This is a genomic window from Hymenobacter sp. UYP22 (assembly GCF_040547285.1).
Classification (GTDB): Bacteria; Bacteroidota; Bacteroidia; order Cytophagales; family Hymenobacteraceae; genus Hymenobacter.
The window spans coordinates 56739-70398 of sequence record NZ_JBEPPK010000007.1; the positions used below are offsets into that span (position 1 = coordinate 56739).

Annotated in this window: 11 protein-coding genes; 5 read left to right on the forward strand and 6 right to left on the reverse strand. The window is 62.0% G+C overall.

The genetic code is table 11. The annotated features are described in order from the left end of the window. The first annotated feature begins 85 nt into the window (after window positions 1-85). Together ABIB60_RS13205 and ABIB60_RS13210 are read left to right on the forward strand one after the other, a co-directional pair. On the forward strand, window positions 86-1516 hold the full coding sequence (locus ABIB60_RS13205; RefSeq protein ID WP_354580485.1) for an energy transducer TonB: 1431 nt from the start codon (window positions 86-88) through the stop codon (window positions 1514-1516). 95 nt (window positions 1517-1611) lie between these two features. Beyond that, the gene (locus tag ABIB60_RS13210) at window positions 1612-2193 is read left to right on the forward strand and encodes a Uma2 family endonuclease (protein ID WP_354580487.1); all 582 of its coding nucleotides are present in this window, start codon (window positions 1612-1614) and stop codon (window positions 2191-2193) included. Between the two features lie 12 nt (window positions 2194-2205). On the opposite strand, the gene ABIB60_RS13215 is transcribed toward ABIB60_RS13210, so the two are convergent. The 5 genes from ABIB60_RS13215 to ABIB60_RS13235 form a co-directional block, all read right to left on the reverse strand. Next, the gene (locus tag ABIB60_RS13215; protein WP_354580489.1) at window positions 2206-3654 is read right to left on the reverse strand and encodes an ArnT family glycosyltransferase; all 1449 of its coding nucleotides are present in this window, start codon (window positions 3652-3654) and stop codon (window positions 2206-2208) included. Between the two features lie 104 nt (window positions 3655-3758). Beyond that, window positions 3759-5201, reverse strand: coding sequence for an aldehyde dehydrogenase (locus ABIB60_RS13220; protein WP_354580490.1), 1443 nt, complete (start codon window positions 5199-5201; stop codon window positions 3759-3761). Between the two features lie 30 nt (window positions 5202-5231). Then, entirely contained in the window at window positions 5232-6185 is a 954-nt protein-coding gene (locus ABIB60_RS13225; RefSeq protein ID WP_354580492.1) for a glycosyltransferase family 2 protein, read from the reverse strand. A 28-nt stretch (window positions 6186-6213) separates the two neighbouring features. After that, a complete protein-coding gene (locus ABIB60_RS13230; RefSeq protein WP_354580493.1) occupies window positions 6214-6969 on the reverse strand; it encodes a class I SAM-dependent methyltransferase in 756 nt (251 codons plus the stop codon). Window positions 6970-7082: 113 nt separating this feature from the next. Further along, the gene (locus ABIB60_RS13235) at window positions 7083-8651 is read right to left on the reverse strand and encodes an ArnT family glycosyltransferase (RefSeq protein ID WP_354580495.1); all 1569 of its coding nucleotides are present in this window, start codon (window positions 8649-8651) and stop codon (window positions 7083-7085) included. Window positions 8652-8909: 258 nt separating this feature from the next. Here ABIB60_RS13235 and ABIB60_RS13240 point away from each other — a divergent pair, with 258 nt between their 5' ends. The 3 genes from ABIB60_RS13240 (at window position 8910) to ABIB60_RS13250 (ending at window position 11690) form a co-directional block, all read left to right on the forward strand. Further along, window positions 8910-9434, forward strand: a complete 525-nt coding sequence (locus tag ABIB60_RS13240; RefSeq protein WP_354580496.1) for a hypothetical protein — start codon at window positions 8910-8912, stop codon at window positions 9432-9434. A gap of 168 nt (window positions 9435-9602) precedes the next feature. Next, on the forward strand, window positions 9603-11051 hold the full coding sequence (locus ABIB60_RS13245; protein WP_354580498.1) for a hypothetical protein: 1449 nt from the start codon (window positions 9603-9605) through the stop codon (window positions 11049-11051). A gap of 93 nt (window positions 11052-11144) precedes the next feature. Next, window positions 11145-11690 carry a carbohydrate binding domain-containing protein gene (locus ABIB60_RS13250; RefSeq protein WP_354580499.1) on the forward strand — a complete coding sequence of 182 codons (546 nt, stop codon included), beginning with the start codon at window positions 11145-11147 and terminating at the stop codon, window positions 11688-11690. Between the two features lie 57 nt (window positions 11691-11747). Here ABIB60_RS13250 and ABIB60_RS13255 read toward each other — a convergent pair whose 3' ends face one another. Continuing rightward, complete coding sequence (locus ABIB60_RS13255; RefSeq protein WP_354580500.1) at window positions 11748-13580, reverse strand: hypothetical protein; 1833 nt, start codon at window positions 13578-13580, stop codon at window positions 11748-11750. Between the last annotated feature and the right edge of the window lie 80 nt (window positions 13581-13660).

Sequence of the window (13660 nt, forward strand, 5' to 3'; positions counted from 1 at the left end):
ATGTATTTATGCCAGGTGTTTAGCAGAAAAAACCGACTTTGGTCCAATAAATCCGGTGTTTCCCGCGTAGAGGCCTCTTATGCCGATGCTTACCCCGATTCGTTTACCCTTGCTCATGCTGATAGGCGGCCTTGTGGTAGCCTGCCAACCCGAGCGCACGGCCCAGCGCACCGCCCCGGCCGCTGCCGTTCCCGCCCTGGCCGATACGCTCAACTACGACTCCCTGGCGCAGCCGGTGGGTGCCGCCTCCGGGGCGCGGAATTGGCACCGCTTGGAGCGTCCCACCAGCCGCCGTGCTCCCCTTATTGTGTACCGCAGCAGCAGTAGCCGGCCCGGCCTACCCGGCGCTACACCGCCCGCCGAGGCCCGCCTCCAGGACCTCACGCTCAAAGCCAGCGAGTATTTCCAGATTGACCCCACCAAAGCCGCCGAGGTGCGCGGGCGGGAGGGTACCGTTGTCCGGATTCCGGCCGGGGCGCTGGTAGACAGCCGCCAGCACCTCGTTACAACGGCCGTGTGGGTGGAGCTCAAGGAGTGTTATTCGGCCTCCGACCTACTGCTTTCCAATCTGCTGACCGAAACCCTGGCTGGGGCGGCCCTGGAGTTGAACGGCGCCGTGCTGGTGCGCGCCACGGCCGGGGGGCAGCCGTTAACCCTGGCCGCCGGCCGCCTGATGCAGCTGGAAATGGCCGGTGGCCCGCGCAAGGCCCCGCTGTACTACGGGCAGGCCAGTGCTACCAGTCCCGTACGCTGGCAGGAAACAGTTGCCCCAGCAGCGGATGCCACCGCCGAAACCATCCTGACCACGGCCCAGCAGATGCCCCGCTACGGCCAGGGCCCGGCCGATATTAACCGGCTGATTCGCTACCCGCGTGCCGCCCAGGAAGCCCAGACGGAAGGGCTGGTATTTGCCTCGTTTGTGGTCGACGAAACTGGCCGCGTGACGCAGCCCCGCATTGTGCGGGGCCTGGGCAACGGCTGCGACGAGGAGGTGCTGCGGGTGCTGCGTCAAACCTCGGGCCGCTGGGTACCGGGCCAGCAGGATGGGCGCTTTGTAAAGGTGAAGCTGGTGCTGCCTATTCGCTTCCATTTTCAGCCCGGCCTGGCCACTGCCCCCGAAACGGCCGCAGTAGCCGCCGCCGCTCCGGCTGAAGAAGTAGTGCTCAATGAGTTGGAGGAAAATCCGGCCGCTCTTGCCGTTACGCAGTTGGGCTGGCTGGCTACGGGGCAGCCCTGGCAGAGCGCCGCCGCCGCCCTGTTTGTGCCCGCCTTTGCTACCGATGAGCACTGTACCGTGCGGCTGCTGGTGCCCGGCCACCGGGTAGTGCTGTCGGGGCAGGCGGAGTTGGGCGGCTTTCAGTTTGCGGCGGCTCCGGCCGGAGCCACAGTAGTAGGGCTGCGCTACGAAAATGGTACGCCCTTCCTGGCCCGCCTCCCTACCACCGCCCCGGATACGCTGCGCTTCCGCGAAACCACCCTAGCCGAGCTGGAAACTACCCTGGAAAAGCTGAATTGAGGCCGTACTGGTGGGCAGTTTGCCTGCTGGCCTCAGAGCAGCCCGTGTCCTTTCCGTAGTATCTTGCGGTCTGCCACCCTATTAACTTCTGCCTGATGGGCCTGCCTGCTACGCCACTCGCTCACGTTTCGCCCGAGGATTACCTGGCAGCTGAACGCCGCGCGGAATCCAAGCACGAGTATTGGGACGGAGAAATCCGGGCTATGTCGGGGGCCAGCTTCGCGCACAACCGCATAGCCGCCAATCTTACTGGGGAGTTGTATGTTCAGCTAAAAGGAAAACCCTGCTCAGTAGTGGGCAGTGACCAGCGGGTGCAGGTGCTGAGCGAATCGACCTTCGTGTACCCGGACCTAACCGTGGTATGCGGGCAGCCTTTGTTTGAGGATAATACGAAACCTGATACCCTGCTCAATCCCACACTGCTGGTGGAAGTGCTGTCGGCCTCAACCAAAAGCCACGACCGGGGCGACAAGTTTTTTCTCTACCGCCAGATTCCGACGCTGCTCCAGTATTTGCTGCTGGATTCGCAACGCGTGCACGCTGAGCTGCACACCCGGGATGCGCAGGGCCGCTGGCTGCTGACCGAAACCACTGACCGGCATGACCTGCTGATGCTCGACAGCATTGGCTGCCAGGTGCCGCTGACGGATGTATACGCGGGCCTGACGCTGCCCTAGTGCCCCCAGGTGCTACCGCCGCGCGCCCAGCCGCAACGTTTGGCAGGAGTCGGATTGCACCAGCGTTTCCGTCTGAAAAGCACTCTGCCAGGCTAGGGTGGCTTTCTGTCCGCAGGCTACTACCACCTCACCGGGGCCTGACTCGGCGGCTTGCCAGGCGGCGCGGCGCGCCACGGTGTGGCCCTGCTGGTACTGGGCAGCCATCTGGTAGAACAGCGGAGCATCATTGAAGGAGCCATCCGTGCCCAAGGTGTAGGTCCAGAGTTCGGGGTGCTGCTGCCACTGCTGGCGCAAATGGTGCCCGTATACCAGCTGGTGGTTATCGAAGCGGTACTTGGAAAGCTGGCGCAGGTATTGCACTTGGTTGAGGTAGGGGAAAGCCGCCAGGGCCAGCACCCCCGCCACGCGCCCGGCATAAGGTACCGGCCGCGCAATGCCCGGCTGTAAGAGCCTAAATACCTGCACAACCCCGGCCGCCACCAGCAAAGCCAGCAGCGGAAAGGCGGGAGCATCATACCACACCAGCTTGGTCTCCGCCAAGGAAATTGCCAGTAAAAAGCTCCCGATAATGGCCGAAAGGGCGCGGCCCAGCCACCAGCCGGTGGTGCCAGTGGGCTGCCCCCAGCCTAACCCAGCCCCTAACAGCGCCGGCAGCAGCCACACCCCAAACTGCCAGTTGGCCAGTAAGCTCAGATAAAACGCAAACGGCCCGTCATTGCCCTCCAGCTCCTGCATGGATGGGCCACCCACCTCGTACTGCCACACAGCTTCCAGGTAGCCGGGCGCGGCTGCCTCCCGCACCGCATACCAGGCGGCCGCGCCCAGCACTACCAAGCCCGCAGCCAGCCAGGGTGCCGGCTTCCGCAGCCGGTGCAGGCTACCCGTGAGCCAGGCCGCCAGCAACAGGCCCGGCCCGAACATAGCCCCGGCAATGCCCTTGGTAAGCACGGCCAGCGTAAATCCTACGCCCGTTGCCCAGGCCCAGCGGGCCCGGCCCGTACGCAGATATGCCACCCAGCTCAAAGCTCCCGCCGTCGTCCAGAGCGTGAGAAATGCGTCAAAGTCGGCAGTGCGAGCTACGTGGAAGCTGACGTAACCAGGAGCGGTGAGCAGCACCAGCCCGGCCAGCAGGCCCGCCACTTGACTACGCAGCCACCGGGCCGCCGCGTAGTACACCAGCCCCACCGTAGCCAAGGACGTAATAGCTGCCGGCAGGCGCAGCCCCAGCTCCGTGGGGCCCAGCAGCCGAATACTGCTGGCCAAAGTCCAGAGCCAGAGAGGAGGCTTGCAGTTCCAGAGGTCGGGCTGGCCCTCGTAGCGGGCCACCAGCCAGTCGTGGTGCACCAGCATGCCCAGGGCATCCAGGGCCGTGCGCGACTCGTCCCACTGCTGCACCGGGAAGGAGGCCAGCTGCCAGAATAACGGAAAATATGCCAGGGCCAGCAGCAACAGCAGGGGCAAAAGCCGTTGCCAAATTGGCCGGGCGGGAGAGAGGGTGGGAGGGGAGTGCACGCTCTAAGCTACGGCTCCGGTTGAGGTTGTGCAAGCCCCCGCTTTGCGCCGGCTCAGAGCTTAATGCACACGTTTTGGGCCTCCGTGAAGAACCGTAGCGCCTCCAGGCCTCCTTCCCGGCCCACGCCGGAGTTCTTCATACCTCCAAAAGGTGTGCGCAGGTCGCGGTGCAGCCAGGTGTTCACCCACACCACGCCGGCGTGCAGCTGCTGGGCCAGGCGGTGCGCCCGCGCCAGGTCCCGCGTCCAGATGGTGGCCGCCAGGCCGTACTCGGTGCCGTTGGCCCAGGCCAGCGCCTGTTCCTCCGTATCAAAGGGGGTGAGGGTGACTACCGGCCCAAATATTTCTTCTTGGTTTACACGGCACTCGGGCGCTAAGCCTTCAAACACAGTGGGCTGCAGGAAGTAACCCTCGGCGCAACGGCCCGGTACCTGCACCCGCTGGCCGCCCGCCAGTAGCCGGCCGCCTTCCTGCTTGGCTAGCTCAATGTAAGACAGTACTTTCTGCAGATGCGCTTCACTGACCAAGGCACCCTGGCGGGTGTGCTCGTCCAGGGGGTCACCTACGGTCAGGCTCTGCACCTGACGCAGGAATTCGGCTTTAAACTGCTCGTAGATGGGCCGCTCCACAAAGATGCGGGAGCCGCACAGGCATATTTGGCCCTGGTTGGCAAAGGAGCTGCGCAGGCTGGTTTGCACGGCCTCGGCCAGGTTGCAGTCGGCGAAGATGAGGTTGGGGTTTTTGCCGCCCAGCTCCAAGGATAGTTTTTTGAAGCGCGGGGCGGCCGAGCGGGCAATCTGCTCCCCGGTTTTGGTGCCGCCCGTAAAGCTAATGGCCCGGATGCCGGGGTGGTCGACCAGGGCCTGGCCCACGGCCGGGCCGGTGCCGTGCACAATGTTGAGTACGCCCGCCGGCAAACCTGCCTCTTGAGCTAATTCGCTCAGCAAAAAGGCCGTGTACGGCGTCAGTTCCGAGGGTTTAGCCACCACGCAGCAGCCCACGGCCAGGGCCGGGGCAATTTTCCAGGTGAACAGGTACAGCGGCAGGTTCCAGGGTGAAATGCAAGCCACCACGCCCAGCGGGTGCCGCACCGTGTAGTTTACCGCTACCCCCTCCTGCACGTGGGCCTCGGTGGCGAAATGCTGCGCCGCCGTCCCGAAAAAGGCAAAATTGCTGGCCGCCCTCGGGATGTCCAGGGTGCGGGCCAGATTGAGAGGCTTGCCATTGTCCTGGCTTTCGGCCCGGGCCAGGCGGTCCAGGTTCAACTCAATCAGCTCGGCGAGGCGCACTAGGCGGCGGCCCCGCTCCTCAGCCGGCAGGGCCCGCCAAGCGGGCAGGGCCGCTTCGGCGGCCCGCACGGCCGCGTCCACATCGGTGGCATCAGAAGCTGGCACCTGCCCGAACGAGTGGCCGGTGGCGGGCTCGATGAGGGGCAAATAGTGGCCGGCCGCCGGAGGCAGCAGCTGGCCGCCAATGTAGTTCTGAAGCTGGATCATGGGCGCAACGGAAAGAGCCACGGCCCGCCGCTACCGTTGCTGAGGCAGCGGGGGCTCCGGCAAATTCGACTCGGATACAATATAGAGAGGGCGCTGCCGCACGTTGGCGCTGAGCCGTGCCATATACTCGCCAATAATGCCCACCGCAATCAGCTGCACGCCGCCCAGAAACAAAATACTCACCATCAAAGAAGCCCAGCCGGGCTCGTAGTCCTTGCTCACAAAGCGGGCATAGAGCGTGAACAGCATCACCAGAAACGCCACCCCCGATACCACGAAACCGCCCACGGTGGCGGCTTTCAGGGGTACATCCGAAAAAGCCGTAATGCCATCCAGAGCCAGCTTAATCATTTTGCGGTAGGTGTAGCCCGTTTCGCCGCCGGCCCGCTCGGCCCGGTCATATTCCAGGTAGGTCTGGCGGTAACCAATCCAGGAAATCTGCCCCCGGATAAATTTGTTCTGCTCGGGCATGCGCCGCAACGCTTCCACCACCTTGCGCGAAATCACCCGAAAGTCGCCGGTATCCACGGGAATAGAAATGTTGGTAATGTTGGCCAGAATGCGGTAGAAAAGCTTGGCTGTGAGTTTCTTGGCGGCGCTTTCACCCTGGCGGGAGCGACGCTTGGCGTACACTACTTCGTAGCCCTCGTGCAGCTTCTGGTAGAGCTGCGGAATCAGCTCGGGAGGGTCCTGCAAGTCAGCATCAATGATGACGACGGCCTCCCCCTCGGCCCGGTCGAGGCCGGCCGTAACGGCAATCTGGTGGCCAAAATTGCGGCTGAAGTTGATGAAATGCACCCGGGAGTCGCGGGCGGCAAGGGTCTGAATCAGGGCCAATGAATGGTCGCGGGAGCCGTCGTTAATAAAGATAAACTCGTAGCCCCCCGGTAACGGCATAGGGTCCAGCACACCGCGCAGGCGCTCATACAGCGCCGGAATATTGTCTTCTTCGTTGTAAATGGGGATGATAACGGACAGGTCCACGCGGCAGAAGGAAGAAAGCAGGTAAAAGTTAGGCGGCTGGTTTGCGGGCCAGGGCAAACACGCTCACGCCTACGGGCAGGTTCAGGTGGCGGAGCAGGCGGTTTTCGGCCCGCAGCAACCAAATGAGCGAGGTATTGACCGGGGCGGGCAACGCCAGCAAGTCGCCAGTGCCCGATTCAGCGTCGGGCTGCACGGGGCCACGCAGCCGCTGGGCTTGGCGCACCAGAAACGTGGGAAAAAACAGGGCGAAATTCCAGTACGATTTCCGCTGCACCTGCAGCGCTACCGCCGTAAGGGCCTGGCTCAGGGAGGCAGCCGTGTAGCGGCGGAAATGGCGGTTTACCACGTCGTGCTGGCTCCAAAGCTGAGGGAAGGCGGGCACGTATACCAGTAGCTGCCCACCGGGCTTCAGCACCCGCCGCCACTCGCGCAAGGCCCGCTGCTCATCTTCAATGTGCTCCAGCACATCGGAGGCCACCACCACGTCGAAGGAGTTATCGGCAAACTCCAGCCGGGCTCCGTCCATTACCGACACGTTTGGAATCTGGCGCTGGTGGGCCAGGGCAATGGCCGCCTCGCTGATATCAATGCCCGTGAGGTTGTGGAAGCCGATGGCCCGAAGCTGCTGCTGCAAAGGACCGCCAGAGCAACCAATTTCCAGAATAGCGGCCGTTTTTGGCAGATTCATCTGCTGCAACTGGTCGAACACGCCGGCGCGCCGCCCCCGGAACCACCAATGATTTTCCTCCAGCTGATGATACAGCGCCTCGTACTGAACTTGCATAACGACGAAATTACGGAATTGCCGGGCTTTACCTGCCTTCGACAACGCGGAGAAATAAATAGGATGATTTCGGAAAACAGGAAGTAGCGGGCCGGAGGGTGCCAGCTTGGGGGCTAAGGAACCGGTACGCCGGGGGAAGGCAGGCGGGACAGCAGCAGCAGCGTCTGGCAGGAGCCGTTCTGGTGCACTTCAATCATGCGGAAAGCCGAGTCCAGGGGGGCCTTGAAGGCGGGGTCGCAGGTAACGACTACCGAGCCCAGGGGCGGGGTGCGGGTACCCGGCTCGTTGAGAATGGTGAGGCGGTTGCCGTCGTGCTGCTCAAACTCGTCCTTATAGTAGAGCAGCATGCTGTTGGCCATGCCGTGGGTAAGAACCGTTACGTTGTTAACCTGGGGCTGCTCCCGGGCCAGGCGAGTGATGTAGCGGCCCAGGTGGCCGTCGGGCCCGAGGCCAAAGTCACTGTGGCGCTCGGCAATAAGCTGGGTGGTAATGGCATAGTAGGGCAGTAGCACCACGCACCCGATGATGAGTACCTGGGCCAGCACCCCCGCCACCCGGCCCACCCGGGGCCGGTACAATTCCCGCAAGTCCTGGTAAGCAATACTCAGCCCCAAACCCAGCAGCAACGCCAGGGCCGGGTAGATGGGGGCATCGTACCACTCCAGCTTGCTTTGGGCCGAGCTGATAACCCCAAGCCAACTCAAGCAGAAAAGCACCAGCATCCAGGCGGCTCGTTTTACCAGCCCGGCCGGCTGCAGAATACCCGCTACCACCAAGGCCGGCAGCAGGGCCCAGAGCCAGGGGGCGAAAAAGCGTTGCCGGAAGTTTTCCAGGTAAAAATCCCAGGGGTGCACGTGGTTGTCGAGGGTAGTAAGGAAGCGGCCGCCCAGATCGTTGTTCTGCACGGCTTCCCAGTAGCCAGGGTCCAGGGGCTCCCGCACCAAAAAGTACGTAGCCATAACGGCCAGCCACACCACCGCCGCCAGGTACACACCCGGCTGGCGCAGCAGCCACAGCAGCTTACCCCGGCCCAGTGCATACACCGCCAGTCCCGGCAGGCCAAGCAGGGCCGCGGGGCCCTTGGTGAGCGTGGCCAGTAGTACGCTCAGGGCTACCCACAGCAAATGCCGCCGCGCCCCGGTTTCCAGATACTGAAAGAAATGCACCCAGAGCAGCACCTGCCAGAAAATCAGCAGGGCATCGTAGTCGGCGGTGCGGGCCACGTGCAGGCGCACAAAGCCGGTGGTGGTTACCAGAATTATGCCGGCCAGTACACCCGCCCAGGGCCGGCGCAGCACCCGGGCCGCAAACCGGAACAGCAGTAGCACCGTGCCCAGGGTAGCCAGCAACGTAGGCAGGCGCAGGGCCCAGGCCGAAATACCGAATAGCTTAAGCGAAAGTACCTGCAGCCAGATCAGCAGGGGCGGCTTGGTGTTCCAGTGGTCGGGCGTGCCATCGTAGTGCGGTACCAGCCAGTGGCCGTTTCTCAGCATTTCCGTTGTGTTTACCGCCACCCTCGACTCATCGTAGAGCTGCACCGGGGTGCGGCCCAGCTCGTAGTACAGCGGAAATACCAGGAGCAAGAGCAGGAGTAACAGGCGGTTTTCCGGTTGTTGCAACCAGTGCTGAATGCGCGGGAATAGCGAGCGGGTGGAAGAGGGCTGAACTTCCGAAAGAGCCATGCAGATAAGAATAAAGAGCGAGCAGATACGGGTGCCCTAGTTGACCAAGGTGTTCGGGCACCGTGCAGGCCAACAAATATAGAGCAGATTCCGGCGGGTACAGGAATTAGCAGAAGGGTAATACAAGCCGCCGCTCAGGGGGTTAGGGGCTGGAATGGAGGCGGATAAATCTGGGAATGAGCAGCGAAAATGAGGTTTCCTCTGTTACTTTTGCGCACCGTTCAATAGTGAACCTTACCTACTTCTGCTCCCCCGTTCATGAAAAATGCTTTACTGGCTTTGTCGCTGGTTTCCCTGGTTGCCTGCGGAAAAGATGATGCTGCCGCCGACAGCGACGTGCTCATGTCATCTGATATTGACAGCATCGTGGGCTGGGTAGCAGACCCCAATGCGCTGGTAAAAGGAGAAGCTCACTCTGGGCAGTATAGCCTGCGCGTAGACCCCACGCACGAGTTCAGCCCCGGCTTCAGCTCCCTGATTGGGCGCATGACTGCCACCCGCCCGCGGGGGGCAAAATTGGAGGCCTGGGTGTATGCCACCGATAAAAACGCGGCCGCCAAGCTGGAGTTCGTTATCAAGGAGGCCGATGGCAAGGAAGCCCTGCACGAGCAGGTGAAAATAGCCGAGTCGGCGGGCGAATTTGGCAAGTGGGTGAAAGTATCGCGCGATATTGTATTCCCCAAAACCGTCAGCTACTCCTCGCAGGTAGTTATCTACGTGTCGCGGGCCGAGGCTACTTCCCCCGCCTACGTGGACGATATCACGCTAACGGCCCTTCGGTAGGCAACAAAGCGCTCCTTCTCCGGGTGGAGCCATAATACGGCAGCGGGTGTGAGGCTTGGCACAGCTGGGCATTGCACCCGCTGCACTGGTAGTATTGCAGACTGGCTGGGTCTTTTCCGGACAGGTTCTTTTGCGCCGAGAGCCTACTGTCTCCCTTATACTGTATCCATGAAACAACGCTACTGGTCGGGGCTGGTTATACTACTGCTGCTGCTGGATACTTTGCTCACCTACCGGCAAAACTACCAGCTGCCTCTCGATGGGGACCTGGTGCCCACCATCTTTCCGGCGCCCTGGTACAGCCAGGTGATGCACGACCCCTTTGGCTGGGCCGTGCTGACGCGCCAGGAAGTATACGCGGGCACCAACCGGTTTTTTGCCCATGCCGGCATGACGCTGTACTGGAAACAAGTGCCCCTGCTGTTGCAAGCATTCCTATCGGCCATTGACAGCCTGTACGTGGCCAGCGCTTTGTTCAACGTGGCTACCCAGCTGGTTCTTATTGGCTTGCTGGCCGCCTACGTGCGGCTGGGGGCCCAAGGCGAGCGTACCGGCTGGGGCTTCTGGCTGGCGGTGCTGCTGCTGTTTCCCCTGTTCCAGACCAGCGGATTCTACGAGCAGATGGGTATTACCAACCAGGCCATTACCTACACCTTCTTCTACGCCTTTCCGCTGGCGTTGCTGCTACTGGTGCTGTGGCCCTTTTACCGGGCCGCCTGCCGCAATGAGCCGCTGCACCTCCCGCTGTGGCAGTGCGTACTGCTGGTGCTGCTGATGGTGGTAACCGTTTTTAATGGGCCCGTAGTAGTGGCCTCGGTGGCTATTGTGCTGCTGGTAGTGGGGGTGTACTGGCTCCGGCAGCAAATTGGGCAGTGGCGGCAGGGTATCCGGCAGCTGCCGCTGGCGCAGGGCTGGCTGTCGGGGCAGGCGCTGGGGTTGCTGGCTATTTTAGGGCTGCTGAGCGTGTACTCTCTATACCTGGGCCGCTACAACGCCGAAAACTCCGATACCCACACGCTCAAGCAGCTGTATGAGCTGCTGCCCACGGGTATCTATAACTCCTTCATGCTCCAAACGGGCCTGCAGGTGCTTATTGGGGTGGTACTGCTCAACGGGCAGTTGCTGCGCCACGTGGTGCCCACCTCGCCGGAGCGTAGCCGGGTGCTGCTGGCGCTGCGCCTAGTGGGCCTGTTCAGCGTGGTGTACCTGCTGCTGCTGCCCTTTGGCGGGTACCGGCCCTACCGGCCCTACCTCGTGCGCGGCGACTCTATTCTGCCCATTATCGTGGCATTGCTCTTTGCCTACGGCATTTCCGCTTACTACCTGCTGCGCCATCTGCGGCTGCCGGTGGTGCGCTGGAGCTACGCGGCGGCCACGGGCCTGTTGCTGCTCTACTTTGCCAAAGCCGACTCCAACCCCGTAATGCCTCGCACCAATGAGTGTGAGCGGTGGGCCCTCGACCAAATGGCCCAGTCGCCGGAGCCGGTGGTGCGCGTGTCCAATGAGTGCAATGTGCTGGCCTGGGGCCCGATGTACGATTTTCACATGTCGGAGCTGCAGGGCAAGATGCTGCACTACTGGCGCGTTACTCCGGCCCCCAAGCAGTACCAGCAATAGAGTAGCTTGCGGCCGGTTTAGGCTTCTGCAGCGGCCGGGCTACCGGTAGTGGAGCCGGATATCTTGTTTACTTTCCCTTTTGCTTTCCCCTTTATGACGCGCTTTGCCCCGGTTCTGCTTCTGACTGGCCTGCTGGCTGCCTGTACGCCCGGTCCCGCACCCGCAGCGGCCGATGCCACGCTGGCCTTCAACGATTTTGAAAATGTATCGGGCTGGCTGATTGGCTCTCCCTATGAAGCCACCTTAAGCCGGGATAAAGCTCATTCGGGTAAGTTTAGCTGCCGCGTCGATGCGGAACATGAGTACAGCCTGGGCTACAAAAACACCCTAAGCCAACTTGCCTCCGACTACCCCCCCAAACTAACCATTGGAGCCTGGGTGTTCGTGCCCAACGCGCAGGCCAAGGCCAAACTGGTAATAGAAATAAAGTCGCCCGATCAGCCCGGCAGCGGGCAGCTCTGGGAGGGGGTAGATTTGAGCACGGCCGTATCCGTATTCAACAAATGGCAGTACGTGGAGCAAACCATTACGGTACCCGCCACGGCCGGCCCGCAAAGCACCCTGCAAGTCTACGTGTGGCGCGACCAAACCAAGGTGCCAGTGTACGTGGATGATATGCGCATTTCCCTGGCCAAATAGAGGCTGTTGCCACTAGCGAAATAAAGAAGGCCGGCTCCTGTGAGGAGCCGGCCTTCTTTATTTCGTGACGGTAATGGTGCGGCGCAGGTGGACGGGCCAAGTGCGGTAGTTGCGACTAATCAGGCCAATATCCAGGGTGTACTGCCCCGGCTGCTGCGGGGCCTGAATGCGCAGAGTTTGTTGCCAGGGCTGCCACACATCCACCTCCAGGGGTACCTCCACCGGGGCCGTGTCCGAGGGCCAGTCGTGGGGCTTGAAGAACACGGTGCGCACCAGCGTGGGGTGATCTACGCGTGTGCCGGAGTGCAGGGGCCGCAGTTGCTCGGGTACGCGCACCTCCACCGGAATAGTGGTTTGTTCCCCGGCCTTAATAGTTGTGGGCAAGGAGTCCAGCAAAGCCAGTTGTACCCCGCGGTGCGCCTTGATGTAGGCGTTGAGGGCCACCGTATCCTGGGGCGGATTGGAGTTGATAACCCGGTAGGGCGTCTGGGGAAAGCGGAAGTACACCGGCGAAACTGTGCTGGCCGGCTCCACCCCGAACGGCTCCAGAAAGTTGGCCGGGTTAGCGCCCTGCTCCGCCAGGTAGTCAATCGACCAGTCTACCCGCACGGTCTGCACCGAGTCGGGGCTGTGGCGGGCGCTCAGCACCATGGTTTCGCTGGGAATAGCCCACCAGGGCCAACCCGCCCGCAGGGTTTGCGGGTCCACGTTGTCGGGGTACATCAGGTACTTGCGCTCCGGAAACTGGCGGGTGTAGGCTAGCAGCTGCCGCAGCCACTGCTGGTAGGCCGTGTACGGAATGTGCTGGTACCACAACACGCCCAGGCGCACGGTGAGCACCAGCCCAACCAGGCCCGCCGCCAGCCATTTGCCCCGGGCGCCCGCCCGTTCCAGGGCCGGCAAAACTTCCATGGCCAGGGGCACCGCAATAAAAATGGTAAGCGGGAGTAGCAGGTTTTCCAGGTAGGTAACCTCGGTATAATCGGCGCGGGTGACGATGGTGATGAAGGCGTAGCCACCCACGAAGGCCCACACCAGGCCCAGGCGCAGCGTGGCCAGCCAGTTGCGCTGGCGCAGGTAAAACACCGTGAGCACCACCACCGATATGGGCAGGGCAATGAAGTTACGAGCGCACAGCCGCCGGAAAATATCAAAGCTCTCCAGGGACAGATAGTGTGGGAAGAACCGGATGAGGTTGGGCTTAAAGGTCATCTGCGTGTCCTCGTAGGAGCCAGCCGGAATCAGCATGGCCCGCAGCCCGTACATCAGAAAGGCCAGCACCAGGAACCCATAGTAGGGCTTGTCGCGGAAACGCTTGTTCAGCAGCCAGTCATATGACCACAGAAACAGGAAGGGAATGATGGCAATGGGGTAACCGAAGATGATAACCGGCACCAGGGCGGCCAGAGCCAGCGTGCTGAACTTTAGCTGGATGGGGGCCTGCCGGGAAATGCCCGCGTAAAACAATAGCAGCACTACCAGCGTCTGGGGCATCTCCGACTGGGCCCAGTAGAAGGCCCGCGTAGACAGCAGCACAAATAGCAGCACTACCACCAGGGCTACGGCCTCGTTGCGCAGCCAGTAGGCGCATGCCAGGAAAATAGCCAGGTAAAAACTCACAAACATCATGGAGTACAGGCGCAGTACCTGGTCCAGGGGCAGGCCCAGGCGCACGGCCATGAGCGTGGGCCACTGCGTTACAATGGCCACAAACCGGCGGTTCTGCACGTACAAAGCCTGGGTTTTGGTATACACGTAGGTGTGCCAGGCCAAATCGTAGTACGCAGCTCGCTCCAGGTAAAAATGCCAGGCCAGGGCTGCCAGCACCAACATGGCCAGTAAGCCCAGCAATACTGGCCAGCGGGTGGCGTACTGTTTAGAAAGAAGCATAGAGTAGATAACTGGAAAAGGCACCGGCAAGCACTGGCCAGTAGTGCCGGCCCCGCGCTGCTGAGAAAGAAAAGCGGGTA

Coding starts and splice junctions, on each gene's coding strand:
- ABIB60_RS13255 (WP_354580500.1), bottom strand. CDS start 13,580: ATGCTTCTTTCTAAACAGTACGCCACCCGCTGGCCAGTATTGCTGGGC.
- ABIB60_RS13235 (WP_354580495.1), bottom strand. CDS start 8,651: ATGGCTCTTTCGGAAGTTCAGCCCTCTTCCACCCGCTCGCTATTCCCG.
- ABIB60_RS13230 (WP_354580493.1), bottom strand. CDS start 6,969: ATGCAAGTTCAGTACGAGGCGCTGTATCATCAGCTGGAGGAAAATCAT.
- ABIB60_RS13205 (WP_354580485.1), top strand. CDS start 86: ATGCTTACCCCGATTCGTTTACCCTTGCTCATGCTGATAGGCGGCCTT.
- ABIB60_RS13210 (WP_354580487.1), top strand. CDS start 1,612: ATGGGCCTGCCTGCTACGCCACTCGCTCACGTTTCGCCCGAGGATTAC.
- ABIB60_RS13240 (WP_354580496.1), top strand. CDS start 8,910: ATGAAAAATGCTTTACTGGCTTTGTCGCTGGTTTCCCTGGTTGCCTGC.
- ABIB60_RS13245 (WP_354580498.1), top strand. CDS start 9,603: ATGAAACAACGCTACTGGTCGGGGCTGGTTATACTACTGCTGCTGCTG.
- ABIB60_RS13220 (WP_354580490.1), bottom strand. CDS start 5,201: ATGATCCAGCTTCAGAACTACATTGGCGGCCAGCTGCTGCCTCCGGCG.
- ABIB60_RS13250 (WP_354580499.1), top strand. CDS start 11,145: ATGACGCGCTTTGCCCCGGTTCTGCTTCTGACTGGCCTGCTGGCTGCC.